Source organism: Corynebacterium glyciniphilum AJ 3170 (genome assembly GCF_000626675.1).
GTDB lineage: Bacteria > Actinomycetota > Actinomycetes > Mycobacteriales > Mycobacteriaceae > Corynebacterium > Corynebacterium glyciniphilum.
This window is the reverse complement of record NZ_CP006842.1, coordinates 3,024,183-3,044,357: the sequence shown is the minus strand read 5'-3', so window position 1 is coordinate 3,044,357 and position 20,175 is coordinate 3,024,183. Positions and strand designations below refer to the sequence as shown.

Sequence of the window (20,175 nt, the reverse complement as noted above, 5' to 3'; positions counted from 1 at the left end):
CAGTTGGTGAAAACCCTGCGAAACGCCCGACAGGCGGTTATTTTAGATGCCAAAGGGCAATAATGTGATCGGGGCCACCGGATGGCCCCGATCATGCCGAGAGATCAGGAGAGCCACAGTGCCAGTCGCGAGTCCCCGCCCCCGTATCGACGTCCCCGCCATCAGCGTCTACGACCAGATTTTCGGAACCCTTGGCCCGGAGGACAGCGACCGCACCGCAGTCACCGACTCCGCCACCGGCGCCGTCGTCACCTACGGGGAACTCCGGGGCCAGGTCGACCTGTTCGCCGGAGCCCTGTCGTCCCGGGGAATCGGCGTCGGTGATGTCGTTGCGCTGCACTGTCCGAACACCCACGCGTTCGTCGTCGCCTTCCACGGCATCATGCGTGCCGGGGCCACCGTTACTACCGTCGGGTCCCTGAACACTGCCGAGGACGTCGCCAAACAGATCACCTTGTCCGGCGCGAGCCTGCTGTTCACCGTGAGTCTGCTGGGTCCCAACGGTGCCGACGGGGCACGCGAGGCGGGCCTGTCCGACGATCACATCATCGACCTCACCGACGGTGAGTCCGGTCTGGCGGCGATGCTGCAGGAAGGGCATGAGGCACCGGAGGTCTCGTTCGATCCGGCGACCCATGTCGCGGTCTTGCCGTTCTCCTCGGGGACCACCGGTATTCCGAAGGGGGTGAAACTCAGCCACACCAACCTGATGGCCAATATCCTCCAGACTCTGCCTCAGCTGCAGGAGAATGGACAGCACCGCGATTCGGTGGTGATGGCTGTGCTGCCGTTCTTCCACATCTACGGGATGAATACGGTGCTGAACACGACCCTGGCCAACAGGGCGCACCTGGTCACCATGCCGTCGTTCGACCTGAAGAACTTCCTGGAACTCCACCAGGCGCACGGGATCGACTTCGCTTTCGTCGCGCCGCCGATCGCGGTCGTACTCGCGAAGCACCCGCTGGTCGACGAGTACAACCTGGATAAACTGAACACCCTGCTCTCCGGCGCCGCGGCCCTGGATCATGCACTCGCCGCTGCGGTGCAGGACCGGCTCGGTGTCACGGTCGTCCAGGGGTACGGCATGACCGAGACGTCACCGGTGACCCACACCGGCATCCGGGGGACAACTCCGTTGGAGTCCATCGGTCTGCCGGTGGCGAACACCGAGTGCAAGGTCGTGGATCTCACTGATGATGCTCTCGGGGAGATCCTGCCCCCCGGCAACGAGGGTGAGAAGTCGGCATCCGGCGAAATGTGGATCCGCGGCCCCCAGGTCATGCTCGGGTACCTCAACAATGAGGAGGCGACGGCGAACGCACTGGTCGGCGACGGATGGCTGCGCACCGGCGATGTCGTGGAGTACGACCACGAGGGCAATGTGTACGTCGTTGACCGTGCCAAGGAGCTGATCAAGTACAAGGGCTACCAGGTCGCCCCGGCGGAGCTCGAGGCACTGCTGATGACCCACGAGGACATCGCCGATGCCGCCGTTGTCGGCTTCATTCGGGACGAGGACGGTGAGGAGCTGCCCCGCGCCTTCGTCGTGGCGCAGCACCGTGACGGCAACCCGGTCGAGGTCGACAAGGAGGCGCTGATGGAGTGGGTCGCCGAGCGCGTCGCCCCGTACAAGAAGATCCGCATGGTCGAGGTCATCGCCGAGATCCCGAAGTCCGGCACCGGCAAGATCCTGCGTAAGGACCTGCGCGGCGTGCCGGTGGGCGCCGACAGCTAGTCGCTTCGTCGTCACCGACGGGCGGTTTCCGAGCGCGGACGGCCTGAGTCCAGCAACTCAGGCCGTCCGTGCTCGGAAACCGCCCTCTGGCGTGTCCGTCCGTCGGTCAGATCCCGACCTGGTCGGCCAGCACCGTGGCCTGGTCGACCAGCACCTCCACGACGGACGCGGGAAGCGCCATCCCTGAGGACGCATTCGCGGGGACGTCACGGGTGCGGCGTACGACGCCCTCCACGATGACCGCCACTTTCCACAGCCCCAGGACATGCCAGAAGTCGAGGGCGTCCCGGGACCGTCCCGTACGGGAAAGGTAGTGCTGGGCCAACTCCTCGGCGTCGGGGAACCCGGGCTCCAGGGCGGCGTCGAACCCGGGCAGGTTCGGACCGTCCTGCGTAGGCCAGTAGGCCAGCAGCGAGCCGATGTCGGCCAGCGGGTCGCCGAGCGTGGTGAGCTCCCAGTCAACCACGGCGTTGACGTTGCCGGTCTCCTTGTCGACGATGATGTTGCCCAGGTGCAAGTCCCCGTGGACCAACACCGTCTCCGTCTGCTCGGGGACGGCGGCGCGGAGCCGTTCGGTCAGGGCGTCGAGGGCCGGTAGTTCCCGGGTTTTCGTCTTCTCCCACTGGTTCGACCACCGGCGCAGCTGGCGTTCGGCATACGGCCCGTGGGACGCCAGGTCATCCAGCCCGGTGGCGACAAGATCAACCTCATGGATGGTGACCATCGCCTCGATCAGGCCTGTAGCGGCGGCGGACCGTGCCTCCGGTGAAATCGATGCAGCGGCGTCGGGCGAGTTCAGCGAGGTTCCCGGGATCACCGACATCGCCACCACGGGGGCGTCGGACACCCGGAGGGGGCCGACGGAGCCGTCGGGGTCGGTGGTCCCGAAGATCTCGGGCACCGGGACGGGAGTGTCGGCGAGGCTGGCCATGATGTGCCCCTCCCGTGCGACGTCGTGGGCGCTGGCCGCAAGGTGGCCGAGGGGCGGACGGCGGACCACCACCTCGGTCCCGTCACCGTCCGTCGCGAGGTAGGTCAGGTTGGACTGACCGGCGCCGATACGGGTGAGGCTGAGCGGGCCACGGGTTCCGGCGATGTCGGACAGCCAGTCGGCCAGTGCTTCCTCGGTGAAGGGGGTGGTGCTCATCGGCTGGTCTCCCGGTACTTCTTCAACTCCTGGCGGGCGATGGTCATCTTGTGCACTTCGTCGGGACCGTCGGCCAGGCGCAGAGTGCGCAGGCCGGCCCACATCGATGCCAGCGGGACGTCGTCCGTGACGCCTTCGCCGCCATGCAGCTGGATCGCCCGGTCGACGACCGTGAGCGCCATGTTCGGGACGAGGACCTTGATCGCGCCGATCTCCTGGCGGGCCTCCTTGTTGCCCACGGTGTCCATCATCCAGGCGGCCTTGAGGGTGAGCTGGCGGGCGGCCTCGATGTTGATCCGGGCCTCGGCGATCCAGTCACGGATGTTGTCGCGCTCGGCGAGGGGCTTGCCGAAGGTGGACCGGGACAAGGCGCGGGTGCACATCATCTCCAGGGCGCGTTCGGCCATGCCGATCGCACGCATGCAGTGGTGGATGCGGCCCGGCCCCAGCCGGTCCTGGGAGATCCGGAAGCCCATGCCTTCACCGGCGAGGATGTCCTTGTCGGGGACGAAGACGTTGTCGAAGGTGACTTCGGCATGCCCTTCGCGGTCGTGGTAGCCGAAGACGGTGAGGTTGCGCACGATGGTCACTCCCTCGGCGTCCGACGGCACGACGAGCATCGACTGCTGCCGGTGGGTGTCGGCGTCCGGGCTGGTTTTACCCATGACGATCAGGACCTTGAGGTGCGGATGCATGGCGTTGGAGGCGAACCACTTACGGCCGTTGAGACGGTACCCCCCGTCGACGCGCTCCATCGACATGCTGATGTTCGTCGCGTCGGAGGAGGCGTTACCTGGCTCGGTCATGCAGAACGCCGAACGGATCTCCCCGGCGAGCAGGGGTTCGAGGAACGTCGAGCGGTGTTCGGCGGAGCCGTGCAGCTCCAGGGTCTCCATGTTTCCGGTGTCCGGTGCGTTGCAGTTGCAGGCTTCGGGCGCCAGGTGGGGGCTGCGGCCCATGATCTCGGCCAGCGGGGCGTACTCGGCGTTGGTGAGACCGGGGCGGTTGTCCGAGCCGTCGCCGGTGCGAGCCGGGTGCGGGTGGAAGAGGTTCCAGAGACCGCGACGTTTCGCCTCCTCCTTGAGCTCGCCGAGCACCGCGGGAAAGTGGTGGGGGTCGCCGGACTCTGCGATCTGCTGTGCGGCGATCGGCTCGGCGGGGTAGACGTGCTCGGTCATGAAGTCGTTGAGGCGGCTCTGGTAGTCCAGTGAGCGCTCGCTGAAGCTGAAGTCCATGGTGGTGCCTTTCGGTGGTGGTGAGGGGGAGGGAAGGGGAGACGGGGTCTTAGTTGACGATCTGACCGCCGTCGATCACCAGGTTCGACCCGGTGATCCAGGACGTCGACGGTGCGGCGAGAAAGCAGATGGCGTCGGCGATGTCGGCGGGCTCGCCGATCCGTCCGAGCGGGGTGACCGACGCTGCGGCGTCCTCGTCCTCCTTCCAGAGGGCTTCGGACAGCTTGGTGCGGACGACGCCGGGTGCCACGGAATTCACCCGGACTGACGGGGCGAGCTCATGGGCCATCTGGCGGGTGAGGTGCATGATGGCTGATTTCGAGGCGTTGTAGACGCCGATCCCGTCTTCGATGAAGAGGGCGCCGATGGAGGAGACGTTGACGATGGCTCCCGGGTTCTTGTCCCCCAGCCCGGCACGGACGGCGGCGCCTGCCCAGACGGCGGGCCCGGTGACGTTGATGTCGAAGACTTTCTGCATCACGGCGCGGGACTGTTCGGTGACGGGGCCGAAGGCAGGGTTGGTGCCCGCATTGTTGATCAGGATGTCGAGGCTGCCGAAGCGGGACACTGCTTCGGCACAGACGCGGGTGGCGGCGTCTTCCTCGGCGACGTGGCCGGCGAGTCCCACAACGCGGCCCGTGGCACCGGTGGTGTCGGCGAGACTGGTGGCGGCCGCCTCAGCAGCTTCGGCTCTACGGGAGGTGATGACGACATTGGCGCCGGAGCGGAGGAGAAGTTCGGCGGTGGCGTAGCCGATGCCGCGCGTGCCGCCGGTGACGACAGCCGTGCGGTCGGTGAAATCGTAGGTGGTCATGCCATGACCATACATTGAATCGTGATTCATTTCACGAACTGGCGGGGACGTCCTCCAGTCCGAGCGTCCGGAACCAGATCGTGTCGGCGGCGGCGCAGACACGGTCGAGGGTCTCGTCGGAGTCGGGGAAACGCCCCTCCACCCAGGTCAGGTAGGCCAGGCGCGACACGGAGGCGGACAGTGCCGTGGCAATGAGCTCGGGGTCCTCGATACCGGTGACCGTTCCCTGGTCGAGGTAGCGGCTGAGTGCCCGTGCGTTGCGCTCGATGAAGCCGTCGGCCCGCCGCGCACGGCGGGCGGCGACGGATTCATCGGCCATTGCCACCTGTTCCATCAGTGCCATCATCCGGTGGTTGCGCCGGTAGGCGGTGAGGTAGCCGCGGTTGGCGGCACTGATCTGCTCGGCGACGGGATGGTCGGCGGGCAGGCGTCCGCCGGGATGCCGCATCTGTTCCTCGACATCGTCGAGGACGGCTCCGAGCAGGGCTGCACGGTCGGCGAAATAGGTGTAGAGGGTGCCCACTGAGCAGCCGGCCTCGGCGGCGACCGCGGTGAGTTTCGCGCCGTGGTAACCGTCGCGGGCGAACACATTCTGTGCCGCCGTGAGGATCTCGGAGCGGCGACGCGCCGCGCGGTCGGTTCGGGACTCTCGCTCATTCGTCATGTGTGGATCGTATACGCTGGTCCGCAGCACGTTGAATCCTGGTTCAAAAATTGGGCGCGAGAACTGCGAGAGGACAGGGTCCATGGCTTTTCTTTATCTGGTGAGGCACGGTCAGGCCGGGGAGCGAATACTGACCGGTGACGGTCGGAGCGACTCCTTTGGTGTGGAGCGGAGCTACGACGTGCTCAGCGACCGTGGGCACCGGCAGGCTGCCGCGACAGGACGGTCCCTGGCGCGTCGCAAGGCTCCCGGAGCCTCGGTACCGGTGCTCTCCGGTCCATTGAGCCGGCAGCAGGACACCGCCGCCCACGTCGCCGAGGAGCTCGGGTCGGAACCCCCGGTGGTCGATGAAGCGTGGCGGGAGTTCGATACCGACTCCGTCGTCGGCCCGTGGCTGGCGGCGAACCCGGACGTCGCCGAGAGAATGCAACGTCTGGTGGACGCGCCCAGCGACGAGAACCGTCGTGCGCTGTCACGGTTGACCGGGTCGATGTTGGAGGACGCCATGGCGTGGTGGGTCGACCAGCCCGACTTCCCGGAGTTTCGGGCACAGGTACTCGGTGGTCTTGACGCGGCCGCCGATATCGCGCGAGCTGAGGGGACGGCGGTGACGGTAACCTCCGCCGGCGTGATCGCCCTGTGTGTGGTGGAGAGTTCCGGCGTGCCGGTGCAGCGCTGGCCCACCGTCGCCGGCAGGTTGTTCACGGCCTCGGTCAGCCTGTTCCGGGTACGGGACAGGAGCGGGCGTCAGGACGGGCACCACGGGGTGGAGCTGCTGTCCTTCAACGAGCATGCCCATCTCGACGAGCCCGATGCGGACGGCAGGAGACCGCTGCGCCGCTTCTCCTGACACCGGACGATACGCTGGGGGAACGACATTCCGGCCGCGCGGCCGGAGAACAGGAGATGGACTGATGGCTTTGATCTACCTGGTTCGACATGGTCAGGCAGGCGCGGGCATGGGCGCCTACGATGACGGGAACGTCGAGAAGAGCTATGACGGCCTGACGGAGCGCGGACGTCGCCAGGCTGATGTTGTGGGCCGCTCGCTCGCCGAGCGTCTTGGTGTGGGGAGTAGCGGCACAGACGTACGGGCACCGCGGGTATTCTGCGGGCCCCTGCACCGCCAGCATGACACGGCGGCGGCCGTTGCCTCGGCCGCCGGAGCTGCGGAGCCGACCACCGACGCGGCGTGGAAGGAGTTCGACTCGGACGCGGTCGTAGTCCCGTGGATGAGGCGCAACACCGAGACTGGTCGCCGACTCAAGCAGGTCATGCAGAAGATTCGGCAGGGCGCCGGGGATCCGGCGGAAGCGGAGGCAACCGTGCGGGAGGTGCTCGACGGGGCGCTCGGCGAATGGGTCGACAGTTCCGGGTTCCAGGAGTTCCGGGAGACGGTGCTCGGCGGGCTCGGGCGAGTCACCACGGCAGCCCGGCAGGACGGGGCAGCCGTCGTCGCCACCTCCGCCGGGGTGATCGCCACCTGCACCGCCGCCGTGTCGGGACTGCCTCGTCAGGCTGTCCCACCGCTGGTCGGGAAGGTGTTCAACGCCTCGGTCACTGTCCTGCGTGTCGCGGATGAGGCGGGACGGCACCGTGGCGGCAGCGCCGGGGTCGATCTGCTGTCCTTCAACGAATACGCCCACCTCGACCGGCCGGATGCGCGGGGCGACCTGACCTTGATCTAGCGTGCGGACGAACCCTGTGCCTGAGCTCCGTTTTTCGGGGTGTCAGTGCCAGGATGAGGGGTAAACCGTTTCCGTCAATGCTGTCGCGTCACGGGGTGAAGGCGGTGGGGATTCGTCGCGAATTTTCGTCTCCGTGAAATCTCCGACCGCGTTGATCATTGAATTCCGCCGCCAGCGGGAAACGCCGGAGTTTGTTGACGGATTTACGACGGGACGCGCCGCGGGTGGCAGGCGGTCCTGCGCCGGAAGAACGCTGTCAGGACGCCTCTGAGGATGATTGTGCAGCGTACGGAAGTATGCATTCAGTTGCGGTATGGAGTGGATCCGCCTACCGTTGGTTCAGTGTGTGATCCACGACACCAGACGTATACAGCCGACGAATCGACGTGAACCAGTGAATGAATTCATCTCCTCACGATGGACGGACATTCTCTTCCGTTCTTATCAACATGCGAGTCTGGTGATTCAGGCTCTGATTCTCGCCACTGTTGTGGCACTGGTGATTGCCGTGATCGTCACGCGTTACCGGGGGTTGTCCCCGGTGGCGAATGCGGTGTCGGCGGTCGGGTTGACGATCCCGTCCCTGGCACTGCTCGGCCTGGTGATTCCCCTGGTCGGTATCGGAACGCTCCCGTCGGTGTTCATCGTCGTGTTCTTCGCGGTGCTGCCGATCCTGCGTAATGCGATCGTCGGTCTACAGCAGATTCCGGCCGAACTCATTGAGGCTGCGCGGGGACAGGGAATGAACGCCGCGTCGATCCTGCTGCGTGTCCGGCTCCCCTTGGCGTGGCCGGTGATCATGACGGGGATCAGGGTCTCCACGCAGATGTCGATGGGTGTCGCCGCGATCGCGGCCTACGCCCTGGGCCCGGGGCTCGGCGGCTACATATTCACCGGGCTCAGCCAGATCGGCAGCGCCAACGCACTCTATTACACCCTGGTGGGAACGATCGGCGTGATCATCGTCGCGCTGATCCTGGACGCCGTCCTCGTCCTGCTGGGTCGACTGACAACCTCGAAGGGGCTCCGCGCATGACGAACGACCGACAGAACTCTGGTGCGGAGATCGAGCTCTCCGGCATCACGAAGCGCTACGCCGGGCAGGACGCCGCCGCGGTCGAGGACCTCAACCTCACGATCCCCGCCGGCGAGACCGTCATGTTCGTCGGGCCGTCCGGCTGCGGAAAGACCACCTCGTTGAAGATGATCAACCGGTTGATCGAGCCGACCGAGGGCACCATCACGATCGGCGGCGAGGACGTGACCACGAAGAACCCGACCGAACTACGCCGCAACGTCGGGTACGTGATCCAGGGCGGTGGCCTGCTGCCGCACATGACCGTCGCGCAGAATATCGGCCTGGTCCCGGGCCTGTTGAAGTGGGAGAAGAAGCGGATCGCCAACCGGGTGGATGAACTGCTTGACCTGGTGGGGTTGGATCCGGCGACGTACCGTGACCGTTTTCCACGGGAGCTCTCCGGCGGGCAGCAGCAACGCGTCGGCGTGGCCCGCGGGCTTGCCGCCGATCCGCCTGTGCTCCTCATGGACGAACCCTTCGGCGCAGTGGATCCGATCACCCGGCAACGTCTGCAGGACGAGCTGATCAGCCTGCAGAACGAGCTGCACAAGACGATCGTGTGCGTCACGCACGACATCGATGAAGCGGTGAAACTCGGTGACCGGATCCTGGTGCTCAAGGAGCAGGCGCGGATCGCACAGTACGACACCCCGGACCAGGTCCTGGGCAACCCCTCCGACGACTATGTGGCCGATTTCGTGGGGTCCGGGTCGAAGCTCAAGCAGTTGTCCCTGCTGCGTGTGGACGACGTGGGCGTCGACGACTTCCCGACCTGCACGGTCGGGGAGGACTCTGCCGAGGTCGTGCAGCGGGTCACGGGCCAGGGGAAGGACAGCGTGATCATCCTCGATGAGCGCCGCCGTCCACGGGACTGGGTCTGGCTGCGCACCCTGCAGTCTCGCAGCACGGTGCCCGCACCGGATCTGGATCTCGAGACTACGGTGGAGCGCCGGTCCACGGTCAACGATGCACTGGACTCCATGCTTGTCTCCAGCCATGGCGGTGCCATCGTCACAGACAGAGGCCGGTACGCCGGAGTGATCTACTACGAGACGGTCACCGAGTACATCCGCGCCCTCAACTCGGACGGAGGGCAGTGACATGGCAGGCATGGTGCGCCGGATGTCCGGGGAGGACAAGCTCCTCATCATCGGGATTCCCGTTCTGGTGGTTGCGGTCTTCCTCGGCTGGTTCGCCTGGCGGCAGACCGCCGACCTGGGCGACGTCGAGGCGCGCGCCCTTGCCTGGGGCAGCGTCCTGACCATGGCGAGACAGCACATCGTGCTGGTGATTCTCTGTGCGGTGCTTGTCATGATCACTGCCGTGCCTGCCGGAATTCTGCTGACCCGACGGCGCACGCCGGTGTTGTCCATGCTGACGACACTGATCGGCAACATCGGCCAGTCGGCGCCGGTGATCGGCGTGATCGTGCTGTTGGCCATCTGGCTGGGATTCGGTACGCCGACCGCCGTCCTCTCGTTGAGCATCTACGCGTTCCTGCCGGTGCTGGCGAATACCGTCACCGGGCTCACCGGGGTGGACCGCACGCTCGTCGAAGCGGCCCGGGGGATGGGCATGTCGCCGATGCAGGTGCTGTTCCGTGTGGAACTGCCGTTGGCGCTGCCGGTGATCATGACCGGGGCGCGGACCGCCCTGGTGTTGCTCGTCGGCGCCGGGGCGTTCGCGACATTCATCGACGCCGGTGGGCTCGGCGCCCTGATCCAGACGGGAATCACCCTGTACCGGTTCCCGGTCCTGGTGTCGGGCGCGATCCTGATCGCACTGCTTGCGCTGCTCGTGGAATGGGTGGGCAGACTGCTGGAAGTCGCGCTGACCCCGAAGGGACTGTGATCGACTCATGACAACGACAAGAACTGATACTCCGCGGGCCGGCGGTCGGGTCCGGCTCCTCGCTCTGTTGACGGCACTGTCGACGATGTTGGTGACAGCCTGTGGCCTCGGCACTGCCGGTGGCTACAGCCCCAGCGGCACCCTCTCCGGAGACCTGGAGGACGTGGATCTTTCCGGGGCGTCGGTTGCGGTGGGGTCCAAGAACTTCACCGAACAGATTCTCCTGGGCAAGATGGCGGTGATCCTCTTCCAGTCCGCAGGCGCGGACGTGCAGGATCTGACGAATATCCCGGGCTCCTCCAGCGCACGTCAGGCCATGATCGAAGGCGATGTCAACATGCAGTGGGAGTACACCGGCAGTGCCTGGACGACCTATCTCAACCACGACGACCCCATTCCGGACGAACAGAAGCAGTACGAGGCCGTCCGCGACGAGGAGAAGGCCAATGGGCTGGTGTGGCTTCCACCGGCACCGATGAACAACACCTACGGCTTCGCCACCACCAAGGAGGTCGCCGACAGACTCGATGTATCGACGCTCTCGGACATGGCGAATGTCTCCCGACCGGAACGCACACTGTGCGTGGAGTCGGAGTTCGCGAACCGTAATGACGGGCTGATCCCGATGCTCGAGGCGTACGGTCTGTCTCCTGCGGACGTTGACCAGTCGTTGATGGACACCGGCGCGGTCTATGCAGCTACGGCGGGAGGCACCTGCAACTTCGGTGAGGTGTTCACCACCGACGGACGGATCAAGGCGCTTGACCTGCAGATCCTCGAGGACGACAAACAGTTCTTCCCGAAGTACAACCTGTCAGCCGTCGTCGCGCAGCACCTCATCGACGACTACCCGCAGATCGCGGACCTGTTCGCACCGGTGTCGGAGAAGCTTGATGACGAGACCTTGATCGACCTGAACGCGCGGATCGACGTGGACGGTGAAGAGCCGACCGACGTCGCCTGGGACTGGCTCCGCGACGAGGGGTTCATCGAGGGGTAGGGTCGAGACATCGCACTGAGGAGAGTACCCATGGGCCGGGTAGTCGTAGTGAACTTTATCAGCATCGACGGAGTCATCCAGTCGCCGTTGTCGCCCGAAGAGGACCGCGACGGCGGATTCGAGAGCGGCGGGTGGGTTCCGCCATACAGCGATGGCACGGTCGACGCATTCATGGAGGACGCGACGCTCGGTGCTGCCGGCATGCTGCTCGGCCGCCGCTCCTACGAGATCCTCTCCACCGCATGGTCGGGTGCCGATGACTCCGAGCCCGCTGTGGCGGCCATGAACCGTATGCCGAAGTATGTGGTCTCGTCGACACTGGACCATCTCGAATGGCAGAATTCCCACCTGCTCACAGGTGACCTGACCTCCGTGATCACCGACGTCAAGGACAGCACCGATGGAGACCTCGTCGTATTCGGTTCCGGAAGCCTGGTCCGTGGGCTCGCCGAGCGCGACCTCATTGGCGAGTACCGACTGCTTCTCTTCCCGATCATCCTCGGTGAGGGAAAGCGTATGTTCGATGATCGTGGGGCTCTCGCCAGGTTCGAGCTCAGTGACAGCGTCGTGGCGTCCGGTGGCGTCGTCATCCTCACGTACACCCGCCGCGCTCCCGCCTGAGGCCCGGTAGAACTGGGGACATGGCAGAGAAAAGTACTCCGGCGATGTCGCCGTCCGAGACTCCGTACACCGACGTCCTCGACCGTGTGGACGGTCCTCGCCGTGCAGAGGCAGACGAGCTGGTGGCGATGATGCAGGACATCACCGGTGAGAAACCGGTGGTTTGGGCTGGGTGCATCATCGGTTTCGGGCACCGGCACTACCGCTATGAGTCGGGGCACGAGGGGGATATGCCGGTGGCTGCTTTCGCTACCGGTGCGCGTCAGCACACTGTCTACCTCGACGGTGGATTCGAGGACCGGTACCCGGAACTCATGCGTGACCTAGGGAAGTACCGCGCCGGAACGGCCTGCCTGTACATCACCCGTCTGGCGAACATCGACAGGGATGTGTTGCGCGCGCTGGTCATCGCGGCGTCCGGGGAGGAAGGAAAGCTGGCTTAGACGAGATATGAAGGTACCGCTTGACTTTGTCAGGTGCCTGCGTAGTATGTCTTTCAGAAGGTACCTGAACAACAGGTACCGCACTACTTGAAGGAGTGGACATGGAAGACATCACTAGCAACAGCAATGACGACAACACCGCAGGCGCCGACAACACCGGTGTCACCCCGGATCTCGCTGACCGGCTCACCCACCTCGCCATGATGCTGCGGCGTATGGACATGATGGGTCGACCGGGGCGACCGTTCGGCGGAATGCGCGCCGGGCAGGGCCGGGTACTGCACATTCTCACGCTGCGCAGCCCAATGCCGCAGAAGGAACTCGCCTTCATGCTGGGCGTCCGGCCGCAGTCGCTCAGCGAGCTTCTCGGCAAACTCGAATCCGCCGGATTCGTCGAACGCCGTCGGGACGACACTGACCGTCGGACGTTCATCGTGGACATCACCGAGGAGGGCAGGAATGCCGCCTCTGATGTTCCGGAGACGGACGATCCGTTCGACGTCCTCACCGCTGAGGAACAGGAACAGTTCGGGGACATGCTCGACCGCGTCTCCGCCGCGGTGCGCGAGAAGTTCCCGGACGATCCCCGAGGCGGCGGCCGCGGTCGCGGCTTCGGTGGCCCGTTCCCCTTCGGCGGCGGACGTGGGTTCGACGGACACCGCGGCGGCCGTGGCGGTCACGATGCTCACGGTGGCCATAGTGGCCACGGCATGCCCGACGCTGATCGGGAGGCGGGAGACCGTGCGCACTGGCACGAGCGCTGCCACCAGGACGGGTTCGAGTGGCCCGGCATGCGGGAGATGCAGGACATGGGCCGGATGGCGATGTTCCGCATGGGCATGATGGGCCGGGGTCGAGGCTCGGGTCGAGGCTCGGGTCGAGGTTTCGGACGCGGCTTCGGTGAGGAGCCGGGTTTCGCCTGATGCTCACTGAGTGACCGCAGATGAGTACCAACGCAGCAACCTCGGAGGATGGTCACGCCGACCTCCGGGGTTGCTGCGTCGTGGTGTCTATGCGGAGTGCTGGCTGTGGGTGGGGGTTGTCTCAGTCGTGTCCGCCGAATCTTCCGTGGTCGGGGACCGGGGGATGAGGAACGTGGCCACGACGCCAAGGACCAGGAAGCCTGCGGCAAGATAGGATCCCAGGACCAGCCCGTGGGTCATTGCATCGCGGGCGGCATCGGCAACGGCAACGGTGTCCGGATTCTCACTGAGCGGCGCAATGACGGCTCCGGCGCTGTCTGTGACGGTGGAGGAGAACTCCTGCGCGCGGTCGCTGTCCATCCCGCCGTCGGTGAGGGTCGAGCGCAGGTTGGAGCTGATCGTCGAGAAGAAGACGGTGGTCAGTGCTGCGATACCCAGGGCAGACCCGAGTTGGCGGAAGGTGCTCTGGATGGCGGAACCTTGCCCGCCCTCTTTTTCGGGGACCTCTTCGAGGACGACATTGGTGACCTGGGCGGTGGCGAATCCCACGCCCACACCGTAGACGAACAGGACGGCCGCGATTGCCAGCCAGGGCGCATCGGTGGCGGCGGCGACGAGTCCCAGGCCGACGAGACCGACGATCTCAAGGACCAGTCCGGAGCGGACGAACGCGAGCGCTGCGAATCGCTCAGACAGCGGGAAGCTGACACCGCTGGCGAGGAAGCTGCCCAGCGCGATCGGTACGAGGGCCAGGCCGGCCTGAAGTGGGGTGTAGTCCAGGGTGAACTGCAGCCACAGTGGCATGACGGCGATGATGCCGTACTCGCCGAGTCCGATGATCAGCGTGGCGATATTGCCGTTGCGGAAGGACGCGATGGAGAACAGTCGGGTGTCCATCAACGGTTGTGCCTCTGCACCGTCCCGGCTCAGCCGGACCTGACGCCGGACGAACAGAACCAGGATGACTGCCCCCACGACCAGCGCGGTGAAGGCGGGGGAAGGGCCGGAATCCCAGGTCATGCCGAACAGTGAGAAGGGGTGGGCGCTGGTCAGCCACCCGTAGATGCGGCCCTCGATGACCCCGAAAGCCAAGAGTCCGAGGCCGAGGGCGGAGAGCACAGCTCCGATTGCGTCCACGCGTCCGGTCGTCCGTGGGGACGGGAGGATGAATGCGACGGTCAGGACGATGATGAGGATCGTCAGTGGGATATTGATGCCGAAGGCCCAGCGCCAGGAGAAGTGTTCTGACAGCCATCCGCCGAGGGCGGGGCCGAGGGCTGTGGCGGCGCCGATGGTGCCTCCCCAGACGGCGAAGGCCTGTCCGCGGGCTTTTCCGGTGAACATGTGGTTAAGCAGGGACAGGGTGGTGGGCAGGACCATTGCTGCACCGATGCCCTGGAGGAAACGGGCGAGGATCAGGATCTCGCCGTTGCTGGATACGCCGGCAAGCAGGCTGCTTGCGCCGAAGACGACGACGCCGAGCAGGAAGATGAACCGTGCCCCGCGGAGATCGGCCACGCGTCCGGCGACGAGGAGGAGCGCTGCGAACACGATCGCGTAGGATTCCTGGACCCACTGGGCCTGGGATGAGTCGATTCCCAGGTCATCGATCACCGACGGGGTGATCACGTTGACGATCGTGGTGTCCACCACGATCAGCGCCACGCCCAGGGCGAGGGCTATCAGACCGAGCCATCGGCGGCTCGTCTGTGTTTCCGGTGTCATGCAGACCTCCGATATTGTTACACTGTGTGATAGTTACATGGTGAAGGTAAACGGAGAATGATACGTTGTCAACTGACGACCCGCGGCGGACCGCAGAGGAGAGCACGGCATGGGTGACGAGACACAGGATGACCAGGGGACACTGGAGCGGCAGCGCGACCGGATGATCAGCGGACTGCGGGCCTACGGAAAGACCTACGGTGAAGTCGGTCGACAATTCGCTGCCGGTCTGGACCTTCACTTCACGGATGCCTCGGCGGTGATAGAGATTCTGGCTGCCGAAGAGGGCGGTACACCGCTGACGCCGGCGCGACTCAGCGAAAGGATCGGATTGACCACCGGTGCCACGTCCTCGCTGCTCCGACGGTTGGAGAGTGCCGGGCATATCGTCCGGTCACGGGACCAGGAGGACCGTCGGGTCGTCACTCTCCGGTCCACTCCGGGAATTCAGGCCACCGCAGACCGGTTCTTCGATCCGCTCGGCACGAGGATCAGCGCCGTGCTGTCGCAGTACCCCCCGGAGCTGCTGTCGGAAGTGGAGAAGGTCATCGAAGACCTGCGGGTGAGCATGGAGGTCTACATCAGCGAGGAGCCGGACGTCCAACGCGGGTGAGTGTCGACCCAGCAACCCCGGAGGACGGTCACACCGGCCTCCGGGGTTGCTGCGTCGTGGGTGTCACGGCGGTTGTGGGCGTCGGGTGCACTGCGAGTCGCTGTCTCGCCCGGTGCAGTGCCTCCCCGACAGTACGGAGGACACCCGTGGTCGACCGGATCCCGTGCCGGGTGAACCGACAGACTTCCCAGCCGTCGTTCATCATCGCCTGGGTGAGCTGCAGGTCGGTCTCACGCTGCTTGAGGCTGTCGTGGTGGCCGCCGTCGTAGTAGAGAGCCACCCGCAGCTCACGGCAGGCCAGGTCGGGAACCGTGCCACCGGGGAGTGTCCGGCCCTCGGCGTCCTCCCTGACCTGCGACTCCCAGCTGAGGCCGGCCGGCAACAGTGGGGCGACGATGAGCCGTAGTGCGGTCTCCATCGGGGACTGTGCACCGTAGTCGCACATACCGAGCACCTCTGCGATCGTTCTCGCGTCCACACGGGCGGCGGAGGCCACGCAGATGTCTTCGTGGGTCAACCCGGTGCACTGGGTGAAGGCGTCCACGAACTGCACCGCGCGGTGCAGCCGGTCGTTGATCCCCGCCAGGCGCAGGTGAGACCAGGAGTGTCTTCCGCGCAGGATCGACCAGAGACACTGCGCGGCCGTCGTCGCCGGATCCACGACCTGCAGAGCTGGGAAACGCGGGTCGGGATGGGTGACCGGGAGTCCGTGCGGCAGTCGGCGGAACACCGGGCGGAGGGGGAGACGGGCCGCGGTCCGGGAGTTCGAGGTGCCCTTGGACCCGCGGTCGGCGAGCAGGACGGTCGGGGCGGAGTCCGGCCAGTCGGTCCAGAGACCGTGGAGCGCCGCGGCACCCCACTCACCCACGACGGCACCCGGGTTATTTATCACGTGGGCGCGAGCGCGGGTGACGGCGTCCGCCGGGAAACCCCCGAAAGGCCGGACGTCCTCCGGTAGTGCCGAACGCGGGACGACCAGCCCGGAGGCGACGGTGACATAGGACCGGTCGAGCCTCCACCGGGTCACGGATCCGGAGGCAAGCAGGTCCCGGCGCCGCTGCGGCAGGTTCCGGGGGAGGGCTCGGCGGGTGTGCTCGGGGCCACGGTGGATCGGAAGGGAATGGTCCATGGTGGAGAGGGACTCAGCACGGGTGTGCCGGGGTTCCCTGGCGCCGGGACCTGTCACACAGCAACCCCGGAGGCCGGTGCCACTAACCTCCGGGGTTGCTGCGTCGGACGGTCTGCATCGCGCGGTGCGTGGCGGGGCCGGACGCTATCCGGCGATGATCACGTCCAGCGTGCGGGGACCGTGCACCCCCTGTACGCGGATCAACTCGATGTCCACGGTTGCGCTCGGTCCGGACACCATCGTCACCGGCAGCTCGTGCAGCCCCTCCCCGGTCAGCTTCGTGATCGCTTCAGGGACGATCTCGACGATGTCCTCGACCTTCACGACCACGATGTGGTGGTCCGGCACCAGCGTCGTCGCCCGGCGCCCCGATCCCGCGCCGACGAGCATGATCGTCCCGGTGTCCGCCACCGACACTGCTGATGCGGTGACCACGGCATCGACACCGTCCAGCACATCGAGGTCCACCGGGGATTCCGTGGAATCATCGAGAACCTCCGCCTCCACGGCACCGAGCCATGCATGATCCAGCGCTGAAGGAACCACGATCCGCGAGTCAGCGGAGTTCTCCCCTGCGTCGTCGAGAAAGTGCTGTACCGCGGCGGCGATGTCGTCGGACGTTCCGCCGGTGCGCCTCACGGTGGCGTCGTAGTCCTCGAGTCGGTCGGTGAGGAGTTCGACGAGTTCACTGGCGTGCAGCGAGCCGGTCGACCGGTACTGACGCGGCACCGGGACCGCCCCGATGCTGTCACGTCCGTCGGGCAGTCCCAGTGACGAGCGCACCCGCTGAAGGATCTCCGTCCGTGCGTCGGGGTGTGCATCAGTCACTGTCCCTCTCCCTTCTGGTGCTTACGGAACCAGCTGCGGAAGGACTCCGCAGGTGGCTGGGGCACATCCCGCGAGCTCGTCCACTTCCCGGCGAGCCCGGGGAGGGCTGTCATCCCTGCGGTAGGACTGAGCTTATGGACCAGGGGGAGGGCGCGTTCTGCTGCCCCCATGCGGCGCCCGTCGCTCATCAGCCACTTCGCGCCGTCCAGCGCGGCGTCCAACTGTGTCTCAGGGATGCGGCCGCCGTGATTGACCTCCTGGTCCTCATTACGCAACCGCGTGAGCATCTCCGGGATGTTGATCTTCACCGGGCAGGCGTCGTAACAGGACCCGCACAGCGAGGAGGCGTAGGGCAGTGAACCGTTCTCGGACTCGTCCACACCGGTCATCAACGGCGTGAGGATCGCGCCGATGGGCCCGGGATAGACCGACCCGTAAGCGTGGCCGCCGGTGCGTTCGTAGACGGGGCAGACGTTCATGCATGCCGAGCAGCGGATGCAGTGCAGGGCCTGTCGCCCGTGCTCATCGGCCAGCGCCCGGGTGCGCCCATTGTCCAGGAGGATCACGTGGGCGTTCTGGGGCCCGTCACCGGGGGTCACGCCCGTCCAGAAGGAACTGTACGGGTTCATCCGCTCGCCAGTGGAGGAGCGGGGCAGCAGCTGCATGAAGACTTCCAGGTCCTGGAACGTCGGGAGCAGTTTTTCAATGCCCATCACGGTGATCAGTGTTTCGGGCAGGGTGACACACATCCGCCCGTTGCCCTCGGATTCGACCACAGAGAGTGTGCCGGTGTCAGCGACGCCGAAGTTGGCCCCGGAGATGGCCACCTTGGTCTCCATGAACTTGCGGCGCAGGTGTCGGCGGCTGGCTTCAGCGAGGTGTTCGGGATTGTTGTCGAGGTCCGGGTCGACGTCCTCCATGCCGTTGAGGAAGATTCGGCGGATCTCGTCGCGGTTGCGGTGGATCGCCGGCACGAGGATGTGACTGGGTTTGTCGCCGCCGAGCTGGACGATCAGTTCGGCGAGGTCGGTCTCGAAGGCGTGGATCCCGCGGGGGCCGAGGTACTCGTTGAGCCCGATTTCCTGGGTGGCCATCGACTTGACCTTGATGACCTCGCGGACTCCCTCGTCGTTGAGTGGGGCGTTCTCGGTGACGAGTTCCTCGACGATGCGGTTCGCTTCCTCGGCGTCGCGCGCCCAGTGGACATGGCCACCACGGGCGGTGAAGGCCTCCTCGAACTGCTGGAGCAGTTCCGGTAGGCGGGCCATCACGTCCTGTTTGACGGCGGACCCGGCGTCGCGCAGTGCTTCCCAGTCGGGCATCTCGGACACCCGGGCGGCGCGTTTGCCGCGGATCGTCTGGGTGGCGTGCTGCAGGTTGCTACGCATCTGGACGTTACCGAGCTCATGCTCGGCAACCTCGGGGAACGGGTGGGTTTCGAGCAGGTTACCGCTGCCGGGGACCGTCGGCATGCCGAGGGCGGTACGGGAACTCATCGCAGTGCACCTCCGGTGACTGTCGCACCCTCGTCCGCCACCAGGAGCGGATCCTCCTTCGTGGACGCCAGAATCCGGGCGAGGTGCACCGAGGTAGGGACGGGACCTTCGCCGGGGACCAGCCGTTCGGTGCGGGACAATCCGCCGCCGATGTGCATCAGGCAGGACACGTCGCCGCCCGTGCACACCGACGCGCCGCTGGAGATGATCGCCTCGACCTTGTCGCCGAGCATGGCGCCGGAGACCTGCGGGTTCTTCACCGAGAACGTGCCTCCGAAACCACAGCAGATGTCCTCGTTCTGAATGGTCCGTAGTTCCAGTCCCGCCACCGAGGCGAGAAGATCGCGCTGCCGGTCGCCGAGCCGTAGAAGCCGCATCCCATGACAGGACGGGTGGTAGGCAACGGTATGGGGGAACCAGCTTCCGAGGTCAGCGGCAGCATCGGTCATACCCTGGATGTCAGTGAGGAACTGACACAACTCGTAGGTCCGGTCAGCGATGTCCGTGGCGCGGGAGGCCAGTGCGGCGTCCCCGTTGTAGTCGGCGATCATCGGGTGTTGATGCCCCAGGGATGCCACACAGGACCCGCTGGGGGCGATGGCGTAGTCCCAGTCGGACTCCTCGAAGGCGCGCACATGGTTGCGGACCACGGGGTAGGCGTCGGTGAATTTTCCTGAGTTGATGTGCATCTGACCGCAGCAGGCCTGACGTTCGGGGAATACCACCCGGTGTCCGAGCCGTTCGAGAATGCTGACGGTCGCTTTCGCCACTTCGGGATACATGGCGTCGACGATGCATGTCGCGAATAACGCGATCTTCATGAAAATCGTCCCTCGTCTCAAGTCGTGGAATACAGCAGCTCTTCTCCAGCTCTGCTTCTGCCGGGGACGTCCGGGGCACGTGCGGTAGTCAGCCGACGTTGAGTGACGCCTCCGGAGCATCCTGAAATTCCACTGTAGACCCGTCGATGAGAGGTGCGCGATGGCGTCATCCGCCGGGGGAGGGCATGTTTATGCAGATAACACAGTGTGGTCTGACCACTGCTGGTCACGGCCTCGGACGGTGGGGACTGCGTCGAGGAGGCGCGGGGGAGCAGGAGTCCCCGAGAACGAGACAGGCCACCCACCGTGAGACGGCCTGAGGCCCCGGGCTCTTGGTGGTCCACGAGGTGAAAACCACCAA

The 20,175-nt window shown here is 65.8% G+C and carries 20 protein-coding genes; 11 read left to right on the top strand and 9 right to left on the bottom strand.

The annotated features are described in order from the left end of the window. Positions 1–118: 118 nt before the first annotated feature. Positions 119–1,738, top strand: coding sequence for an AMP-binding protein (locus CGLY_RS14220; RefSeq protein ID WP_038550258.1), 1,620 nt, complete (start codon positions 119–121; stop codon positions 1,736–1,738). 106 nt (positions 1,739–1,844) lie between these two features. Here the strand turns inward: CGLY_RS14220 and CGLY_RS14215 are convergent, their stop codons facing one another. Genes CGLY_RS14215 through CGLY_RS14200 form a run of 4 tightly spaced genes read right to left on the bottom strand, consistent with a single transcriptional unit; the run spans position 1,845 to position 5,598 of the window. Beyond that, positions 1,845–2,885: a phosphotransferase family protein gene (locus tag CGLY_RS14215; protein ID WP_038550257.1), complete on the bottom strand. Its 1,041-nt coding sequence runs from the start codon at positions 2,883–2,885 to the stop codon at positions 1,845–1,847. Beyond that, on the bottom strand, positions 2,882–4,120 hold the full coding sequence (locus CGLY_RS14210) for an acyl-CoA dehydrogenase family protein (protein WP_038550255.1): 1,239 nt from the start codon (positions 4,118–4,120) through the stop codon (positions 2,882–2,884). Before CGLY_RS14210 ends, CGLY_RS14215 begins: the two co-directional genes overlap by 4 nt. Before the next feature lie 49 nt (positions 4,121–4,169). Beyond that, a complete protein-coding gene (locus CGLY_RS14205) occupies positions 4,170–4,934 on the bottom strand; it encodes an SDR family oxidoreductase (RefSeq protein ID WP_174411424.1) in 765 nt (254 codons plus the stop codon). Between the two features lie 31 nt (positions 4,935–4,965). Continuing rightward, on the bottom strand, positions 4,966–5,598 hold the full coding sequence (locus tag CGLY_RS14200; RefSeq protein WP_038553271.1) for a TetR/AcrR family transcriptional regulator: 633 nt from the start codon (positions 5,596–5,598) through the stop codon (positions 4,966–4,968). An 82-nt stretch (positions 5,599–5,680) separates the two neighbouring features. On the opposite strand from CGLY_RS14200, the gene CGLY_RS14195 reads away from it, so the two are divergent. The 9 genes from CGLY_RS14195 to CGLY_RS16880 all read left to right on the top strand — a co-directional run bounded on the left by CGLY_RS14195 (position 5,681) and on the right by CGLY_RS16880 (position 13,202). Further along, entirely contained in the window at positions 5,681–6,448 is a 768-nt protein-coding gene (locus tag CGLY_RS14195) for a histidine phosphatase family protein (protein ID WP_038550252.1), read from the top strand. A gap of 64 nt (positions 6,449–6,512) precedes the next feature. Next, positions 6,513–7,286, top strand: coding sequence for a histidine phosphatase family protein (locus CGLY_RS14190; RefSeq protein ID WP_038550250.1), 774 nt, complete (start codon positions 6,513–6,515; stop codon positions 7,284–7,286). Between the two features lie 394 nt (positions 7,287–7,680). After that, positions 7,681–8,322 carry an ABC transporter permease gene (locus CGLY_RS14185; protein ID WP_038553267.1) on the top strand — a complete coding sequence of 214 codons (642 nt, stop codon included), beginning with the start codon at positions 7,681–7,683 and terminating at the stop codon, positions 8,320–8,322. Continuing rightward, the gene (locus CGLY_RS14180; RefSeq protein WP_038550249.1) at positions 8,319–9,464 is read left to right on the top strand and encodes an ABC transporter ATP-binding protein; all 1,146 of its coding nucleotides are present in this window, start codon (positions 8,319–8,321) and stop codon (positions 9,462–9,464) included. The genes CGLY_RS14185 and CGLY_RS14180 overlap by 4 nt, the downstream gene beginning before the upstream one ends. 1 nt (position 9,465) lies before the next feature. After that, the gene (locus CGLY_RS14175) at positions 9,466–10,215 is read left to right on the top strand and encodes an ABC transporter permease (protein ID WP_038550247.1); all 750 of its coding nucleotides are present in this window, start codon (positions 9,466–9,468) and stop codon (positions 10,213–10,215) included. A 7-nt stretch (positions 10,216–10,222) separates the two neighbouring features. Then, positions 10,223–11,215 carry a glycine betaine ABC transporter substrate-binding protein gene (locus tag CGLY_RS14170; protein WP_038550245.1) on the top strand — a complete coding sequence of 331 codons (993 nt, stop codon included), beginning with the start codon at positions 10,223–10,225 and terminating at the stop codon, positions 11,213–11,215. Positions 11,216–11,245: 30 nt separating this feature from the next. Beyond that, complete coding sequence (locus tag CGLY_RS14165; protein WP_052540266.1) at positions 11,246–11,836, top strand: dihydrofolate reductase family protein; 591 nt, start codon at positions 11,246–11,248, stop codon at positions 11,834–11,836. A 20-nt stretch (positions 11,837–11,856) separates the two neighbouring features. Further along, positions 11,857–12,279, top strand: coding sequence for a DUF1801 domain-containing protein (locus tag CGLY_RS14160; protein ID WP_038550242.1), 423 nt, complete (start codon positions 11,857–11,859; stop codon positions 12,277–12,279). Between the two features lie 101 nt (positions 12,280–12,380). Further along, positions 12,381–13,202 carry a MarR family winged helix-turn-helix transcriptional regulator gene (locus CGLY_RS16880; RefSeq protein WP_052540265.1) on the top strand — a complete coding sequence of 274 codons (822 nt, stop codon included), beginning with the start codon at positions 12,381–12,383 and terminating at the stop codon, positions 13,200–13,202. Positions 13,203–13,289: 87 nt separating this feature from the next. On the opposite strand, the gene CGLY_RS14150 is transcribed toward CGLY_RS16880, so the two are convergent. Then, positions 13,290–14,927 carry a DHA2 family efflux MFS transporter permease subunit gene (locus CGLY_RS14150; RefSeq protein ID WP_052540263.1) on the bottom strand — a complete coding sequence of 546 codons (1,638 nt, stop codon included), beginning with the start codon at positions 14,925–14,927 and terminating at the stop codon, positions 13,290–13,292. A gap of 109 nt (positions 14,928–15,036) precedes the next feature. On the opposite strand from CGLY_RS14150, the gene CGLY_RS14145 reads away from it, so the two are divergent. After that, the gene (locus tag CGLY_RS14145; protein ID WP_052540262.1) at positions 15,037–15,540 is read left to right on the top strand and encodes a MarR family winged helix-turn-helix transcriptional regulator; all 504 of its coding nucleotides are present in this window, start codon (positions 15,037–15,039) and stop codon (positions 15,538–15,540) included. 28 nt (positions 15,541–15,568) lie between these two features. Here the strand turns inward: CGLY_RS14145 and CGLY_RS14140 are convergent, their stop codons facing one another. The 4 genes from CGLY_RS14140 to CGLY_RS14125 form a co-directional block, all read right to left on the bottom strand. Continuing rightward, complete coding sequence (locus tag CGLY_RS14140) at positions 15,569–16,669, bottom strand: DUF559 domain-containing protein (RefSeq protein ID WP_052540260.1); 1,101 nt, start codon at positions 16,667–16,669, stop codon at positions 15,569–15,571. A 144-nt stretch (positions 16,670–16,813) separates the two neighbouring features. Beyond that, on the bottom strand, positions 16,814–17,497 hold the full coding sequence (locus CGLY_RS14135; RefSeq protein WP_038550241.1) for a LutC/YkgG family protein: 684 nt from the start codon (positions 17,495–17,497) through the stop codon (positions 16,814–16,816). After that, positions 17,494–18,993 (bottom strand): lactate utilization protein B, encoded by a 1,500-nt coding sequence (locus CGLY_RS14130; protein WP_038550239.1) that lies wholly within the window; start codon positions 18,991–18,993, stop codon positions 17,494–17,496. The genes CGLY_RS14135 and CGLY_RS14130 overlap by 4 nt, the downstream gene beginning before the upstream one ends. Continuing rightward, positions 18,990–19,814: a (Fe-S)-binding protein gene (locus CGLY_RS14125; RefSeq protein ID WP_038550237.1), complete on the bottom strand. Its 825-nt coding sequence runs from the start codon at positions 19,812–19,814 to the stop codon at positions 18,990–18,992. The genes CGLY_RS14130 and CGLY_RS14125 overlap by 4 nt, the downstream gene beginning before the upstream one ends. Positions 19,815–20,175: the final 361 nt, after the last annotated feature.